This window comes from Brucella sp. GW823-FHT04E01 (genome assembly GCF_058796175.1).
The window spans coordinates 570,423-584,826 of record NZ_JBXAIK010000001.1 but is presented as its reverse complement, the minus strand read 5'-3'; the positions used below and the strand labels follow the sequence as shown (position 1 = coordinate 584,826).

The window sequence follows — 14,404 nt, the reverse complement described above, 5'->3', positions numbered from 1 at the left end:
ATCAGGACCTCCAGGCACGTGTAAGCGGATTGCGATCGACAGCCATTTTGCGGGGTGGGTTCGCAAATGCATCTTCATGCAGTGCGGTGCGCACCTGTCCGCCACGGAAATTATCGGAAGCAGATCCGTATGCCTCCTGATAAAAGCTTTCCATGGTGTTGCGATCGGAAGCGATTGCGAAAGCAAGGCGACCGGCGAGGGCTGTAATGGTCGCAGTTCTGAAGGTCGCAGTCCATCGATGGGGATCCGGGCGAAATTTCACCATAGCAAAAAGCGGATCATCGTCTGCATTCACCTGACCGTTAGTGAGAATATACCTGTCATAACGGCAATCCGGATCTTTTGGATCATCTGTCAAAAATACAGGAAGGCCGGTGTATGGCTGGGGAACATCAAACACGTACCGATAGCCAGCAAGTGGAACAGCATCGGTAAGCCTGGTCAATTGGCGAACTTCGCGCGCGAACGCAAAGCCTGAAGGCTGAAGGCCAAGATTGAAATCAACAACCTCTTCATAAAGCAAAGAGGCGGACTGACCGCCGTTCAGATCTTCGGTTAGGCTCTCGACTGGCTCTTCGCCGATCCGGGCGCAGGCAGTATTGACGATGTCGAGAACGGTAATCAGGGCCATGGAAGTCTCCCGGTAAATCCCTCGCGGGCGCGTGAAAACCCGCGAGGGGGCAACGCGATCGTCAACCGTTAAGCGACGTTCTGCGCTGCGATCGTTACGACGGTGCCGGTGACGTTGGACACGATGTAGTTGCGGCGAACCGGCGTTCCGTCGAGATCGAGCGTCATATCGATGTGATCGCCTTTCTTGACCCGCTTCACCAGTGAGTTGAAGTATCCAACAGTTTCGACAGCAGCCTGATCGTCATTGGTGACGTAGCTGTGCTTGCTGAGATTTGCACCGGCGAGACCGCTCGGATTGAACATGAAGTCGTGGGTACGAAACCCTTTTGCGTCATAAGCCATTGAAGCTTTCCTCGATTGTTGGCGAAAGGGGATCCCGGCATTTCTGCCGGGATGGATTGTTAGACGACCACGATTTCCGAATTGGTCGACGTGGTGAAACGCTTGATGCCCTTGCCCTCCTGGAGCGTGGAGGCAGCGCCTTTGCAGGTCATGTTGACAGTCCACCAGTTTTCGTAGTTGTCCCACTGGGTGATGACGCTGAGATCGGTGTTGTTACACCAGCCGTTTGCCGTCTTGTGCCAGATGAACAGATCCTGCTTGTTTGCCGCAGGCACCGGATACAAATCGAGCGGATCTTCTTCGGGGAAGAGGAACCAGTTGACGCCGTTCCAGAAACGGGTGTCGGTTGCCTTCACAAACGGCAGATCGCTGCCGACATGATCGGACGAGTTGACGATCTTGTTTGCAAGAAGCTGGTTCCACTGGAGCGGAGGAAGGCCGCAATAAACCTGCCCGTCCCATTTCACCTTGTCTTCCTGAAGGGCCTTGCAGAGCATGAGGGCGTTAGCGGCGGAGAAAGCGCCAGCCGAGAAATCAAGACCCGCATCGGCGGCAGGCTTTTTCTCTGCCATCTTCGCATAGATTTCGATATCGGTTGCGATACCGAGTGCGTTCGCGCCGCTCTGATAGATCACTTCCTTTTCATCGACAGACATACGATCCACATCGTATTCTTCGATGACATCAAATGCCTTCCAGGTGGCGAGAGGGACTTCAAATTTCTTGCGCTCGCCGTTGCCCGGCTGATTGCGCTCGCGACGCTCGATCTTTTTGGCCTTGGTTTTGCCAGCGAGCCAGAAGATGCCCTTTTCATTATTCTCGATACGCATGGCCTGCGTAACAGTCGGGCGAAGACGATTGCCTTCCTTCTGGTAAATGTGCATCGCACGATTGGCGTACTGCGTGGTATTCCAGTTAGGAGAGTTCTGCGACATGTTGATCTCCGATGTTGAAGGGAAACACCGGGGAGGAGAGGCCGCAGCGGCTCGCGGGTCCGGTCAAAGCCGGAGAGGCCGCGAGCTTTGCAGGTCCGCCCTGTGCTGATCTCGACGATAGAACAGGGCAAGTCCGGTCAACTTAGCGCGCCGGATAGAGACGGTTATACGCTTCGTCGTAGCGCTTGCGCAGACCTTCATCGAAGCGACGCTTCGGGTCTTCATGATCCCGATTGCGGGGATCGATGCGCGGATCACTGTCGAGTTTCTTCAGATCATCAGCAGTGAGCGCACCTTCGCCGCCGCCCTGACCTTCGACACGGATCCCGTTTTCGGAGAGGCGACCAGAGAGAGCACGGAGGAGAACATTGCCCGCCGCCGTGTCAGTCATACCGAGAAGCATGGCGCTGACATCGCTTTTCAACGTTTCCGGCACATCCTTCAGCTGATTGATCAGTCCCTTGGCAAAGGTCTCGCTTGCGACTAGCGCCTCTTGTGTTGCACGTTGATCCATGCCGGTTGCAGACTGAAACGTCTTCAGCTCTGACGCTGGATCGAAGGGTGCAGCCAATACGCCTTGCTCGACGAGCGGCGAATAGACATCGGAAATGAAGCCCGCAAATTGCTCCTGACTGAGCCCATGCTTGTGCGCCGCATTGCGAGCAGAAGCAAAGGCAGGATCCTGCGCGATGTCACCGAAGAACGGCTTCAGATTGTCGCCGGGTTCAAACGTGTACATGTCCGGCTTTTCGGGCGCGGCTGGCATTTTTGACAGCTTGTCCCGCATGCCGCCGAAACGGGTATTGAGATCAGTATAGCCGGTGAGCAGTTTGCCAAGTGTTTCGTCAGCATTGGAACCGGCAAACTCTGAAGGAAGTCCCTGCGGAGCGGACCATCCGCCGTCGCCGTTGCCCCCATCGCCATTTCCGCCGCCGCCACCGTCAGCATTGAAAACAGGCCGATATCGCAGAAGAAGGTTTCTCATTTCACGCTTTCCTTTCAGATGTCACGAGGCTGGACGGCCTCTTGATTGCCAATGCCGATCTGCCTGGCAATTTCGTGCGCGACCGCATTCTGTCCCTCACGGAAGGCACCAAACACGGCCATCGATGTCGGATCGAGACCAAGGGCCGCGAAAAAGACGGTACGGCGCAAAGTGGTATCGAACAGGCGCTCGAGCGCTTTTCGGCCGTCCGAGCTATCTGCGAAGCGAGCCCATGCGGCAGCGATGGCTTTCGCATCCCCATCTTCCTTGGCTTGTTGAACGCCTAGCTTTTCACGCGTGGCATCATCGACCTGTTTAAACCAATCCCAACCGCTGCCAGCTGCGCCCTCGATGATGTTCTGAAAATCTTGTGGCTGCATTATCCTGTCGCTCCTAGTGCTGCTGATGCTGCCCCCGCCATTGCAGGGTCAGCGCCAAGAGCGGCGGCACCTGCCGCAACTGCCGCCGCATCCTGTTCCTGCTTGTCCATTGCTTCACGCTCATCGGAGGTGACGATATATGTTGCCGGTACACCAAGCTGGCGACCGATATCAGAGAGTGCGTCCTCGAACTTGGCCACGCGAACCGCGCGCTGCCCAAGGATCATGATGACCATCTGAAGCCACTGCACGATTTTCTCGATACGCTGCGCTTCACGCGCCATGGCGAGCGGTGATTTGATTTTCACGCGGATGAGCAACTGGTCGATCGGGATTTCGTTCGATATCAGACCGCGATTGTATGCGAGCTCGATAACGCGCTTGACGGCGGGAATGGTGATTTCCTTGATTAATCGGCCATATGCTCCAAGATGGTCGGAGGCGAGGCGCTTGACGCGCTCGAGAATTTCAGTTGCGGATCTGACTGCGCCGCCGTCGGGCGGCAGAGATTGATCCATCATGGTAGCTTTCACGGACATGCGCATGTCCTGAAGGATCATGTTTGACAGATCGAGGCGCGGATCTGGAAAGCGATTGATGGAAGGGCCGAGCGTTCCGCCATTGCGAGCAACTTTCCAGAATACGCCCGGCTCGATTGGTGCCAGATCCGGATTGAATACGCCGTCATCGACGGCGGTATATATTCCGAGCATGGCAATTGCCGCTGCCTGTAGCTGAAGGCGAGCGGTTGTATTCAACGTTTTGATTGTCGGCATGGCGAGCATGACCGGACCACGGCCATAGGTCTCGCCTGGTACGCGGAAATAGCGCGGTATCAGCCAGGGACATGTGCGGCTTTCGGTCTGATAAATGATGCTTTCCTGTTTCTGGCACCACACCAGCATGTTCCAGCGCTTGCGCTTCCGGTCGTAAACAGTATCAACGAAAACCTCGATCTCGTCTTCGGGATGTGTGCGGTGGATTTCCTTCAGGTCATAGCCGAAGCTACCTTCCGACCATGTGTCGAAGAGAACGCGGACGGACATCTTGCGCGTCCAGAAGATCGCAGCAATTTTGTTATTCGGCCCTTGCTCGATCAAAAGTTCGTCGATCGAAACCGATATTGGCTCCCAAAGAAGCTCCGGATCCTGTGTCGGGTTCATCAGGATTGCGCCGGTTCCGGCAGACAGATCCAGCGCCATTTCATGAAACGCCATGTCCCAATCGCCGTCATCGAAAAACGCTTGCGCAACAGCGCTGATCGGGCCAAGCGCTTTCGTCATAGCCTCGCGTTCCTTCACGTCCATGACGATCGGTCCGGGTTCTAGCTCGAAATTCTCTTCACCAGCAGGCCAGAAATCCTGTTGCACCTTGCCTGCAAAACGAAAGGCGCTGTCGATCGCCGTATGATCGAACACCTGATCGACGCGCTTTTCGCCGGTGCCGGTGTCTCGGGTGGATTTTCGAAAGGGGATAGCAAACTGATAGGCTTCATCCATGAGAGGCTGAAAGCTGTCCCGCTCTTTTTTTGCCGCGTTCCGGCGACTTTTCAGCTTGCTGGTTTCGAACATTACGCCTGCCCGAGTTTGGAGTTGCCGCCTGTCGTGTCTGTCAGGAAGGTCAGCATGCGACTACCGGTTTTTCGTCCCGTTTTTCCTGCCGCTGCCTGGTCGGTTTCAGCCTGCTGTGAGGCAAGGTTCGCAAGCGTCTGCCGCTGTTGCGCTTCTGCCTGCTGTTTCTGAAGGTCTGCGCCCTTGTTGGATCCAAGTAGGTTTGGCATGCCAGATCTCTCCGCGCTCTGTGTTTTCCACGAAACGAAAGCCGACAAGCCGCGCGATGCGACTGCCAGCCTTGGAGGTGCAGAGCACCACGATTTCAGGGTAAGAGCGGGAAGCTAGCGTCAACCGGATCTGGCGGACGAGAAAATTCATATGCTTCGCGGCTTCAGGCCGGACATTGAACCACGGTTCCGCGCCGTTCTCGATAGGATAGAGGCCGAAAACGCCGATTAGCCTTCCATCGGCACGAAGGGAAAAGGTTTCTCCCGAGGACCACATTTCACGTACAACAGCCCAATGAAGCTGTGTGCGGGATCCTGATAGCTCTGCCATATCGAAAATGGTGGCGGGGGATTCAACCTCATATTTCATCGACGACCGACCTTATGAGGATCAAATCCGCCGCGAGATCCAGAACCCCATGGTCCTTTTCCACCAGCGGAACGATTTCCAGAAAAGCGATTGCCCTGTTTTTCGTGATCTGCCGCCCCACGAATAACGCCAGCTCGGCCCCGATAACCAAGGATGAGATACTGAAGGGCGTCCTGTACGTCTGACCATGGATGCGTTTTTTCTGGCAGCTCCTCAAATTCTGTCGAAGCAGTTTCCTTTCTCCGCTTGAAACGGTACTTTCCGTCGAAGCCTTCCAGCAGATACGGACACTTTTCCGGACAGATGATTAGTTCGCTATCCGGTTCATGATAACCGCGGAGTTCCGTTTTCACGGCATCGAGGCGCATTCCGAGTTCATTTGAACCACTTGCTGGAATGAGCACGGGTAGGCCGAGGATTATGGCGATGGTATCCAAAGCCGCCAATTGCCCGCCCTCGCGATCTCCGCCATATTCGGCAGCGGGATCACACCAGATCCGAACAGTCCCGGCGTTGCCGTAGTCTTTTTCCAGCTTGCGGAGCAGCCCTTCTGCAAATCGCGCAGCGCCAACGCCATGATCAATGTAAAGCTCATCGATGACGGCAATCCGCCCCGAACCTTTGACTTGGCCAAAAACAGCGGCGGGATTGAGCGTATTTGTAGAAACGTCGATGCCGATGCCAAGCGTTAGCTTTGGCTCAAAATCGATCCGATATCGTGCAACGTGGATCGACCTGTTGTATTTTTCAAAGACAGGCTTGCCGTGGCGGGAATAGCCGAATTCATTGTCCACCATGCGCTTGACGAAATGTTCGTCCTGGTTGCGGATGATGCGGGAATAATAATCGGCTTCAAGATTGAACAGATTTTCGGCCTGCTCGGAACGTCCCGACGGCTGACGGAACAAGTAACGATCATCCGTAACCTTCTTAACGAAAACCTTATACACCCAGTTATCGACGGTTGGTGCGTTCAAGTCTCCGATCACAAACCGCTGGCGCTGCCCGGAAATGATATGATGGCCCAGCTGTTCGCCAAGTTCTTCAAGCTCTAGAACCGTGAGCAGGATATTCGCCGATGGATAGCGCCCGACGCGCTGCTCAAGATCGTCGAGCGAGCCATCAGCATGCGTATCCGCTTCATTGAGCCAGCCGCCTGAATATTCGCGGCCTTTCATCAGCGTTTCGATAGAGTTTTCGCCGAGGCCTGCAAATTCGGTAATGACCTCGATCCGGATCCCGTCAGCTCCCATAAAGCGCAGGGTATGCGTTACCGGGCGATCATTGCCACCAGCCCATTTCGAGCCGGGGAAGTTTTTCGGAAACCATTGCTTCCAGCTTTCCAGAACGGTCTTTTCCGCCGATCGAAAGGTATCGCGCAGGACTATCCAGCGACACATGCGCGTTGGCTTGCCATCTTCCGGGTGCCACGCCACCGGTGCCAATGTTGCAGCCATGATGCGACGGAAGGCACAGAGCGTTGTTTTGCCGCCGCCTAACGGCCCCATGATGAAGGTTGTCAGGTAAGTGGAGTTGAGAAAGGCCTCTCCAACTGGGCCCGGTGGCGTGTAATTGAACGGATCGAAGTCGCCGACAATCTCAAGTTTGCCGACAAGCTTGCGGACCTCCTCTTCGCTGAAAAGTTTGATGTCGTCGCGACTGACAATATCCGCAATGTGTTGAGCCATCAGAACACCTTTCCGGATAGGGCGCATGTCGGCGCGCGCGACAGCGCATGCGCGCCGACCCAAAGCAAGTCGCCGCGCAGGCTAAGCCGAAGGCGTAGACTGCGCGGCGTCCGCTTTTCCTTTCCTTCCCCAAATACGATGAAGCTTTTTCCCCCGACCCCTCGAGGGGCGAGGACGGTCGCGGCGCACTTTGCAACCCGCACCCCCGCCCCAATGCGAGGCAAAACGCTCGCGGCCAAAGAACCAGCCCCGAGGCTGAATTGCCAAAATAGGGATCGGTGCGCGCAAGCGTACCCCTGGTAGGGGGGAGGGGGGCCGTCTTCGGGGAAGGCTCGGCCAGCCGTGCCCGGTTCACTGCCGCTGGCAGGCCGCGCCGCGCTGGCGTCGTGATGGGAAAAAAGTCCGATCGGGCAAAACAGGCCGGTCCCCTCAGAATGACCGGTTCTAAGTAGATGATACCGTATCATCTGCTTTATTGCGTAACGTGTTGCAATCATTTGCTTTTATCTTTCTTCCGATCTTGTGCCGTCCGATCTTCACTTTGCGGGGCCGCTAAGTCATTGATTTTGTTAGGCGTGGCATCGATCATCGGGCGACCAACTGTCAGACCTTTTTGCGCCGCTACCTGCCGCGCCTGGTCTATCTGGTTAGTGCCGGAATTGATGACCAGCATCGGCAGGCGCTCATCCTCGACCACAACACGCACCGGCGCTTTGCCATGCAGGTATGGTGCAAGATCGCGGGCGCAGGCCATCTGCTCTTTCACGATATCGATCAGCGCTGGCACTGCGATGCCGGTTTTCTTGCCGATGGCCTTCAGGGTCTTTTCGTGCTCGAGGAAGAACGATTGCAGCGCCACTGGATCCGATGACATGAATTCCGCCTGCAATTGCAGTGGATCCTTGAAGCCCTGCGCCTCATACCAAGCCTGAAAATCCTTGGTTTTTCGGTTTCCCGCGCCCTTCGGCCTGCCGCGCCCGCGCTGTGCAGCCTTCTCCGGCTCGCGGCGCTCGAGCGACGAAGCCGCGTCGGAGCGCCAATCGAGCCCCGTATCTTCACCATTTCCGATTATTTTATTCTCTGTCATCGCTCACGCTGTCTAATGACTGTCTAGCTTCTGTCTAATGCTGATTATTCAATTAAATCAGTCACTTATTCTTATATTTAGACACTTAGACAATTAGACATATAAATATCCTCATGCGTATGCGTATGTACGTGCATTATGAGGGTTTCGCTGTCTAACTGTCTAAGTGTCTAATTCTCCTGCTAACTGTCTGTTTTCACTGCGCTATGTCGATTAGACACCCATTAGACAATTAGACAGTTTTTCATGGCGCAGTACTCGTTATGCGTTAGGCTACAACAGGCCAAAAACCGTCAACCGCGCTGTTTTCAGCACGCCAAGGGGTGGGGGTTCGGGTTTCACTCCTAAAATTTGGACAAACTGGCGGATCGGTGCCGCCTATGGTTGCGACGATCACCGCTTCTGCCACTCCTCAAATTTGTTGAGATCGACGAAACAGCATCGAACCTGCCGCCCTGCCACAGTGACGCGATTGTCGATCCTGCCGCCGCCTACATCGATCTTGGCATGCACAATCCCCGGCTCGCCGCGCCGGAAGGCATAATTCCAACTGCCTTGTGTACCGCTGGAAAATGGTGTGCCGGTGAGCGCCTTTGCCAAAATGCGGCTCTGGTTCGGAATACAGAGCATCGGCTGCGCCTTGGTGCCATAGAGCCCTAGATCGATAGCGGCCAGCTTGTCGCGCGTATCATTGAAGCCTTGTTCCCGATCCTCGCGCAGACGCTCGAGCTCCTGCGCCACGGTGCGACGTTGACCGCCGGTGAAATTGTCGATCACAGAGGTGAGGATCGCGCCCAGGCATTGTTCCCACGTGGCAGATTTGCCCTCGAGCTCCGGCAGCTTGTCCGCTGCAAGCCATTGGCCCCACAGAGACAGATCGTCGGAAGGCAGGCCGAGAGCCTTCAGCCCTTCATCGCCGAGCATGGTGTGAGCAACAGCCAGAAACGTACCGAAAGTCTTTTGACCACGGCTGTCATGACCATGCTCGCGCAGAATGTTCGAATAATCCTCGAGGTGATAATGCAGCTTGTCCCATCCATCCGCCAGGACGCGCAGCAAGCGAGGCCCGACAGTCTCGGCGGCAGGAAGGACCGGCGCTTTGTTGCTGGTCGCCTTCAGCGGTAGCAGCTGGATAATGGCAAGGCGGGTCAGGGAGGCCGGAGGCAGGGGCGGCGGGTTGATGCCCGAAAAGAAGAATGTCGATTGTGCCTGAAACTCGACACCCTTGTGGTTTTGACCGCCACGAATACGAACCGAACCACTCGCCGCATCGCGCGCCATCTTGATAACACGCTGCGCCTGGTCTTGCCCGTCTTCTCCCTCGAGCTCGTCGATGGCGATCGGGACGCTGTCATGTCCGACCAGCTGATAAAGACCGGCTTCTGAAGCATTTGTCGTCGATACCATCATCCTGCCGAGGATCGCCTTCAGCAGACCAAACTTGCCGGTGAGCTCCGATTTACCCGTACCGGCATCGCCGACGATAAACAGAGATGGGCGCCAATCGAGCGCACCGCCGAGCATTGCAACGCCGATCGACCCAAGCATCAGAATGGCATCGACATCACCGCGATCCATATTCCACGTGCGCAGGATCTTCACGACTTCCGTTGCAGGATTATCTTCCGGCTTGACGGGATCCGCCCAGGGCGACATTGATCGCGGCCTGCGGACATAGAGATAGTCGCCATATTCGCCGGTATCTTCGATCTCACCATTGATCCACATATGGTCGCCGCAATGCAGCAAGAGCTTGCCCTGACTGTCGCGCCAGGCACCGCGACCGCGCACCATGTCCGTCGAGGACCATGCGCCGCGTTGGCGGCAGGCTGCGAAAAGAGCACGGCGGACCATTTCGGACTTGAAACCGGTAACCTTGCCGCCTTTGTCGAAAGATGGAAATGCCCAATCGAGCCATTCCTCATGACCGGCGAACAATTTTTGCAGGCGCTCGACGCCGAGCGCGCCGTCGCCGGAATTGAAAACCTGCCCCATCGTATCGACGAAATAGAAATGCTCTCCGTCATAGCCGAGCGGACGCACCGGACAGTTGTAGGGCAGATAGCCGGTGGCATCGGTAAAGCCATCATCCAGCCACTCACCCGGCTTGATCCCATCGAGGGGCTTGCCGCGCTCCGGATATTTTTCGGCTTGGCGTTTTTCCGCGAGCTTCACACGATTGACGGCTCCGCCGATCAAGCCGCCTGTTTTACGGATGCCCGCTTCATTTTCCTGTTGCATCGAAAAAATTTTTCCCCAGGACCGGAAAGAGGTCGAAAAACCCCTTTCCGGTTGACTTTTGACCGGTCAATTTCAGTTTTGCTTATTTCGAGATTGGGCTCGGCGCTGCTGCCGTTTCGACTGGCGAGGTTTTTTTACGCCTGTCCGACCAGCTGCATTCTTGCCGCTAGCCGCTTTGCCTGCTTCAGGTGCCACCGGCGATACCAATTTTGAAGGATCTCCAGACGCTCCTTCAGGGGCCGGTGAAATGGCCTGTCCGTCCGGCGCGCTTCCGTCATCATCCAGATCATGAATTTGACCCTGTGCGTCAGGATCCGCGCCCGCCTTGCCGCTCGTTTGCGATCCAACTTCTGAAGTTTCTTTCGCATTGGTTCCGTCCTTCTCGATGTTGCCTAAAGAGAGCGCGGCAGGTGCATCAGTGATCTTTTCGCCGATCGACGCTTTTTCCTGCTCGTTTGCGGCTTCCAGTTCGGCTTTTGCCTTGGCATCAACGATCGCCTGCTCGTAAGCAGGGAGCTCGTTCATGAACACTTTCTGATATTCGTGCTGATCGCCGAGCGAGGCTTCAGGCTCGAAAATGCTATCCTCGAGGGCGAGGGGAGCAGGCGTTGCGCGCTGTGCTTCGAAAGCAGCCTTTTCCGCAGCGTTTTGTGCCTTACGCATTTCGAGCTCGACGCCGAGACATGTTGCGGCGAACGTGTTGAACGCCACCTGACGGGCGAGGGGCAGATCCGTGAATAGCGGAGCCTTCACATCATCCTGGACAATAACGCCGCTGATAACGCCATAACGCCAAAGCTGCTCGCCGATCGACGCGGTGCGCGCCGTGTATTCTGCCAGCAACAGGACTTCTGTCTCTTCAGCTTCAGGGTTTCGACTGCCGCCATACCAATCGAAGCTGCTCGCATGCAGGTCGCTTGTTTCATCAGACAGGATCTCGAACGCACGGAATGCGGCGACGTGCGCGACGGCACCGCCATATTCCACGGCATTGATTTTCAGTATATCGGCCATCACCAGCCACTCCTTATTGCATCGTTGACGTCCTTCCCCCATTCAGCCGGCATGGAGATAACCTCGACCGGCTTCCTGAAGCTCTTGATGCGGGCGACTGCTCGATCGAACAGCGCCTGCGCTTGGGGTTTCCCCCAATCGTTGTCCTTGAAAATGATCCAGCTGGAGACAGCCGGATGATCCGGCACAGTGAGCAGGCCGGAGAGACTGCCCGCCGACCACATGCGCAATTCCGGCTCGGAAATGCCGACAGATGCGCCATCCTCGACCCCTTCGACGAGGCCGCAAATTCCCTTGACGCCTTCCTTTGCAGCATCTTCCGCCGATAGGCCGCTTGGACCATTGGTCAGACGAATGACAAGGCCGGAAGTTTCCGGAAACATGAGCTTGGATTTTTCGACATCGGCCTTGCCGGATCCGTCAGGGCGCAGAAATGTGTAGTGACAGGCACCAATGCGGCCACCGACATCGACCATGGCGGAAACGAGCGCCGGGATCTTCGGGCGGCTTTCTTCCATCCAGTATTCACAATCTGGACGATAGCGCAGCGAGCGCCCGAGGTTCGGCACTTTGGAAATGTCGATGTTGCGGGACTTGAAGTATGCTTCGACCGGCGTTTCGAGGATCTGTTCGCTACAGCTGAAGAAGAACTTGCGCGCCCGCTCGATCGAGGCCTCGCGACGCTTCAATTCGTTGGCTTCTGCCGCTTTCCGTCTTGCTGAGGCTTCAGCGCTTAGTTGTTCGCGCCGCTCTGCCGACATGGATTTCAAACCATATCGATCCTCGATCCATTCCAGCGCGTCCATGCGGCTCTGATCATCGACTACCCCTTTCAGGCCGAAAGCGACCAGATCGATGGCATCGCCTTTTTCTCCGGAAACGAAATCCTTCCATGCACCGCGCCGGTTGCCCTGAAGCCAAACGACCATCTGATCCGGTTGAGATTTTGCCCGGAAGCGATTGCGCACGTTCCAGAGGTTTCGACGCTTATGTTTGCGATTGGCCTGAAGCAGCTCCTCGATAATGTTATCGAGATCTTCAAGCACCCGATCCTTGGCGACGGAAAATCGGCTCATATCAATAGTCCTCGACGAACACGCGCTCGAGCTCGGCAATCGCTTCGTCGAAGGCGCGATTGTCGCGGCGGTCTTCGACGCGCTTCAGAAGCTTGGAAACATTTTGCTTGGTGCAGCCGCAGACATATGCGGTGAGCGGTTGCGACATGCCGCACGTCGTGACGAGCAGATAAATTTCGACAGAGCGCCGATCCATTTCACGGACCTTGCTGGCAGAAAGAGCGAGACGAACGCCCTTCAATGCAATGCTTGCTGCACGGCGCTGATAGTCCATGTCAGATATCTCCGACCAGGCTGAACATATTTTCGGATGCTCTGCGCTTCTGCTCGATCGTGCGGAGAGCAAAGCGCAGATCCTTGATGTGCCGTGGGAAACAGCGTCCGCTCTTGCACATGCGGAAATAGCTGCTGTTTGAGATGCCAGCGGCGTCACACAGATCTCGGCGCGTGATGCGCAGCCGGATCCGCGTCTGCTCTATGCGCTGAAGCGCAAATCGCTGATCAGGACGGTAAGGTTTCCGTTGATTTTCCATATCGATCTTCCAAAGGGTCTTGAAACAGCGCCGGTACAACGGACAAATCCGGCATGCTTGGCGAGCTAGATGAGCCGCCCTGTCGCGCGAAATTCTTCTTCGCGGAGTTTTTGATCCTCGCGGAACTTGCGCAGATCCTCGATCGTCGCTGGCTGGTCGCCTTCGGCTATCGTGACGGCAACAACTCCATCGCCGGAGGCGTAGTCGTCGATGACCGAGCCATTCCACCCGCGAAACGTCGCTTCGCGGTTCAAGTCGTCGAGGATCGATTGATGAAAGGCCGTGTTCTGTGCCAGATCTTCAGGGCGACGATCGGCAATGCTAATAAGGATGGCAGCGTTCATTGCTCGCTACCTTTCTCGGCAGGATCGATGACCATCACGCCGCGGCTTGCGGCGATGCGCTCTAAGGCCGTCACCAGTTTTCGCCGGATCCGAGGCGAGAGCTCGCGACTATCAGAGCGTGCTCGTGGCAACGTGCTTTCCGATACTTCAGCTTCACGACACATATCGGCCTGGCTAATGCCGAGCCGATTTCGAAGGCTATCGATTTCTGCGAGTGTTTTTTCCATCGGAAAACAGTCCAATTTTTCACATACCGCTTGAATTTTCATATGGAGATGTGATTTGCTTCACACTGTCAAGCGGAGTATTGCGTTTTGAACATGCTTGCGATGGCTGCTTCAATTCCGCGTATGAGTGATTTACGCGAGCAGCAGATTGCCTGGCTGGAGAACATCACGTCATCCAGCGGGCTTACACTGACGGATGTGGCGAGAAGGGCAGGGCTTAACCCCTCGACCCTTAGCCGCTTCTATTCGAACAATCAGAGTGGTCACGCTCTGACGGCTCGCACTGTTAAGAAGATCGAGGATGCAACCGGCGTTCCCGCTTACGAGCAGCGACTTCGGCCAAGCATGGCGTTTTTCAGTGAAGAAGAAGGCGTCGTCTATGATCCCACGGTTGGCAGCGGCAGCTTTCTAGTGCATGCGCTCGAAGCGGTTGCACAAAAAGCGCAGGGAGTAGAGCTCTGGACGCTGAAAACACCTGCTCTGTCGGCTGTAGGGTACGGCGCTGGCGACGTTGTGATTGTTGATCGTAACGAAGCGCCACGATCCGGAGACGCGGTTTGTGCGCTGAAATACGACCATCGGCGAGGTATTGCCGAAACGGTGTTTCGTATCTATCGCACACCATACCTTTTGACCGCGTTAGCGAACGGACAACCCGGCCTGCCTGAGATCGTGGACAATGAGAATATCATCTTGAAGGGCGTTATCGTCGGATCGTTTCGCCTTCGCCACTAATCATCGTATGTGATTTTTGACTGCTGCGCCCTAC

17 protein-coding genes are annotated in these 14,404 nt (G+C 55.9%); 1 reads left to right on the top strand and 16 read right to left on the bottom strand.

Features of this window, described 5'->3' with window-relative positions; all coding sequences use genetic code 11:
• Nucleotide 1: 1 nt before the first annotated feature.
• The 16 genes from AC1RHM_RS03035 to AC1RHM_RS02960 all read right to left on the bottom strand — a co-directional run bounded on the left by AC1RHM_RS03035 (nucleotide 2) and on the right by AC1RHM_RS02960 (nucleotide 13,635).
• A complete protein-coding gene (locus tag AC1RHM_RS03035) occupies nucleotides 2-631 on the bottom strand; it encodes a phage connector family protein (RefSeq protein WP_492332468.1) in 630 nt (209 codons plus the stop codon).
• 68 nt (nucleotides 632-699) lie between these two features.
• The gene (locus AC1RHM_RS03030) at nucleotides 700-975 is read right to left on the bottom strand and encodes a hypothetical protein (protein WP_492332467.1); all 276 of its coding nucleotides are present in this window, start codon (nucleotides 973-975) and stop codon (nucleotides 700-702) included.
• Between the two features lie 59 nt (nucleotides 976-1,034).
• Nucleotides 1,035-1,910: a phage capsid protein gene (locus tag AC1RHM_RS03025; protein WP_492332466.1), complete on the bottom strand. Its 876-nt coding sequence runs from the start codon at nucleotides 1,908-1,910 to the stop codon at nucleotides 1,035-1,037.
• A gap of 142 nt (nucleotides 1,911-2,052) precedes the next feature.
• Nucleotides 2,053-2,895, bottom strand: coding sequence for a hypothetical protein (locus tag AC1RHM_RS03020; RefSeq protein WP_492332465.1), 843 nt, complete (start codon nucleotides 2,893-2,895; stop codon nucleotides 2,053-2,055).
• Between the two features lie 14 nt (nucleotides 2,896-2,909).
• Nucleotides 2,910-3,275, bottom strand: coding sequence for a hypothetical protein (locus AC1RHM_RS03015; protein WP_492332464.1), 366 nt, complete (start codon nucleotides 3,273-3,275; stop codon nucleotides 2,910-2,912).
• Nucleotides 3,275-4,846 (bottom strand): portal protein, encoded by a 1,572-nt coding sequence (locus tag AC1RHM_RS03010; RefSeq protein ID WP_492332463.1) that lies wholly within the window; start codon nucleotides 4,844-4,846, stop codon nucleotides 3,275-3,277. The genes AC1RHM_RS03015 and AC1RHM_RS03010 overlap by 1 nt, the downstream gene beginning before the upstream one ends.
• A complete protein-coding gene (locus AC1RHM_RS03005) occupies nucleotides 4,846-5,055 on the bottom strand; it encodes a hypothetical protein (protein WP_492332462.1) in 210 nt (69 codons plus the stop codon). The genes AC1RHM_RS03010 and AC1RHM_RS03005 overlap by 1 nt, the downstream gene beginning before the upstream one ends.
• 366 nt (nucleotides 5,056-5,421) lie before the next feature.
• Nucleotides 5,422-7,113: a hypothetical protein gene (locus AC1RHM_RS03000; protein WP_492332461.1), complete on the bottom strand. Its 1,692-nt coding sequence runs from the start codon at nucleotides 7,111-7,113 to the stop codon at nucleotides 5,422-5,424.
• A gap of 493 nt (nucleotides 7,114-7,606) precedes the next feature.
• Nucleotides 7,607-8,200 (bottom strand): hypothetical protein, encoded by a 594-nt coding sequence (locus AC1RHM_RS02995; protein WP_492332460.1) that lies wholly within the window; start codon nucleotides 8,198-8,200, stop codon nucleotides 7,607-7,609.
• Between the two features lie 393 nt (nucleotides 8,201-8,593).
• Complete coding sequence (locus AC1RHM_RS02990) at nucleotides 8,594-10,441, bottom strand: hypothetical protein (protein WP_492332459.1); 1,848 nt, start codon at nucleotides 10,439-10,441, stop codon at nucleotides 8,594-8,596.
• A gap of 72 nt (nucleotides 10,442-10,513) precedes the next feature.
• The gene (locus tag AC1RHM_RS02985; RefSeq protein WP_492332458.1) at nucleotides 10,514-11,455 is read right to left on the bottom strand and encodes a hypothetical protein; all 942 of its coding nucleotides are present in this window, start codon (nucleotides 11,453-11,455) and stop codon (nucleotides 10,514-10,516) included.
• Complete coding sequence (locus tag AC1RHM_RS02980; protein WP_492332457.1) at nucleotides 11,455-12,531, bottom strand: DUF7146 domain-containing protein; 1,077 nt, start codon at nucleotides 12,529-12,531, stop codon at nucleotides 11,455-11,457. Before AC1RHM_RS02980 ends, AC1RHM_RS02985 begins: the two co-directional genes overlap by 1 nt.
• Nucleotide 12,532: 1 nt before the next feature.
• Entirely contained in the window at nucleotides 12,533-12,805 is a 273-nt protein-coding gene (locus AC1RHM_RS02975) for a hypothetical protein (protein ID WP_492332456.1), read from the bottom strand.
• 1 nt (nucleotide 12,806) lies between these two features.
• Nucleotides 12,807-13,064, bottom strand: a complete 258-nt coding sequence (locus AC1RHM_RS02970) for a hypothetical protein (RefSeq protein WP_492332455.1) — start codon at nucleotides 13,062-13,064, stop codon at nucleotides 12,807-12,809.
• A 65-nt stretch (nucleotides 13,065-13,129) separates the two neighbouring features.
• Nucleotides 13,130-13,408, bottom strand: a complete 279-nt coding sequence (locus AC1RHM_RS02965; RefSeq protein WP_492332454.1) for a hypothetical protein — start codon at nucleotides 13,406-13,408, stop codon at nucleotides 13,130-13,132.
• On the bottom strand, nucleotides 13,405-13,635 hold the full coding sequence (locus AC1RHM_RS02960; protein WP_492332453.1) for a hypothetical protein: 231 nt from the start codon (nucleotides 13,633-13,635) through the stop codon (nucleotides 13,405-13,407). The genes AC1RHM_RS02965 and AC1RHM_RS02960 overlap by 4 nt, the downstream gene beginning before the upstream one ends.
• Nucleotides 13,636-13,728: 93 nt before the next feature.
• Between AC1RHM_RS02960 and AC1RHM_RS02955 the strand changes: the two genes are divergently transcribed.
• Nucleotides 13,729-14,370: a helix-turn-helix domain-containing protein gene (locus AC1RHM_RS02955; protein ID WP_492332489.1), complete on the top strand. Its 642-nt coding sequence runs from the start codon at nucleotides 13,729-13,731 to the stop codon at nucleotides 14,368-14,370.
• Nucleotides 14,371-14,404: the final 34 nt, after the last annotated feature.

Excerpts from the sequence above, each read along its gene's own strand:
- AC1RHM_RS02985 (WP_492332458.1), bottom strand. The coding sequence starts at position 11,455 with ATGGCCGATATACTGAAAATCAATGCCGTGGAATATGGCGGTGCCGTC.
- AC1RHM_RS02975 (WP_492332456.1), bottom strand. The coding sequence starts at position 12,805 with ATGGACTATCAGCGCCGTGCAGCAAGCATTGCATTGAAGGGCGTTCGT.
- AC1RHM_RS03000 (WP_492332461.1), bottom strand. The coding sequence starts at position 7,113 with ATGGCTCAACACATTGCGGATATTGTCAGTCGCGACGACATCAAACTT.
- AC1RHM_RS03030 (WP_492332467.1), bottom strand. The coding sequence starts at position 975 with ATGGCTTATGACGCAAAAGGGTTTCGTACCCACGACTTCATGTTCAAT.
- AC1RHM_RS02960 (WP_492332453.1), bottom strand. The coding sequence starts at position 13,635 with ATGGAAAAAACACTCGCAGAAATCGATAGCCTTCGAAATCGGCTCGGC.
- AC1RHM_RS02995 (WP_492332460.1), bottom strand. The coding sequence starts at position 8,200 with ATGACAGAGAATAAAATAATCGGAAATGGTGAAGATACGGGGCTCGAT.
- AC1RHM_RS02965 (WP_492332454.1), bottom strand. The coding sequence starts at position 13,408 with ATGAACGCTGCCATCCTTATTAGCATTGCCGATCGTCGCCCTGAAGAT.
- AC1RHM_RS02970 (WP_492332455.1), bottom strand. The coding sequence starts at position 13,064 with ATGGAAAATCAACGGAAACCTTACCGTCCTGATCAGCGATTTGCGCTT.
- AC1RHM_RS02990 (WP_492332459.1), bottom strand. The coding sequence starts at position 10,441 with ATGCAACAGGAAAATGAAGCGGGCATCCGTAAAACAGGCGGCTTGATC.
- AC1RHM_RS03020 (WP_492332465.1), bottom strand. The coding sequence starts at position 2,895 with ATGAGAAACCTTCTTCTGCGATATCGGCCTGTTTTCAATGCTGACGGT.
- AC1RHM_RS03005 (WP_492332462.1), bottom strand. The coding sequence starts at position 5,055 with ATGCCAAACCTACTTGGATCCAACAAGGGCGCAGACCTTCAGAAACAG.
- AC1RHM_RS02980 (WP_492332457.1), bottom strand. The coding sequence starts at position 12,531 with ATGAGCCGATTTTCCGTCGCCAAGGATCGGGTGCTTGAAGATCTCGAT.
- AC1RHM_RS03025 (WP_492332466.1), bottom strand. The coding sequence starts at position 1,910 with ATGTCGCAGAACTCTCCTAACTGGAATACCACGCAGTACGCCAATCGT.
- AC1RHM_RS03035 (WP_492332468.1), bottom strand. The coding sequence starts at position 631 with ATGGCCCTGATTACCGTTCTCGACATCGTCAATACTGCCTGCGCCCGG.
- AC1RHM_RS02955 (WP_492332489.1), top strand. The coding sequence starts at position 13,729 with ATGCTTGCGATGGCTGCTTCAATTCCGCGTATGAGTGATTTACGCGAG.
- AC1RHM_RS03015 (WP_492332464.1), bottom strand. The coding sequence starts at position 3,275 with ATGCAGCCACAAGATTTTCAGAACATCATCGAGGGCGCAGCTGGCAGC.
- AC1RHM_RS03010 (WP_492332463.1), bottom strand. The coding sequence starts at position 4,846 with ATGTTCGAAACCAGCAAGCTGAAAAGTCGCCGGAACGCGGCAAAAAAA.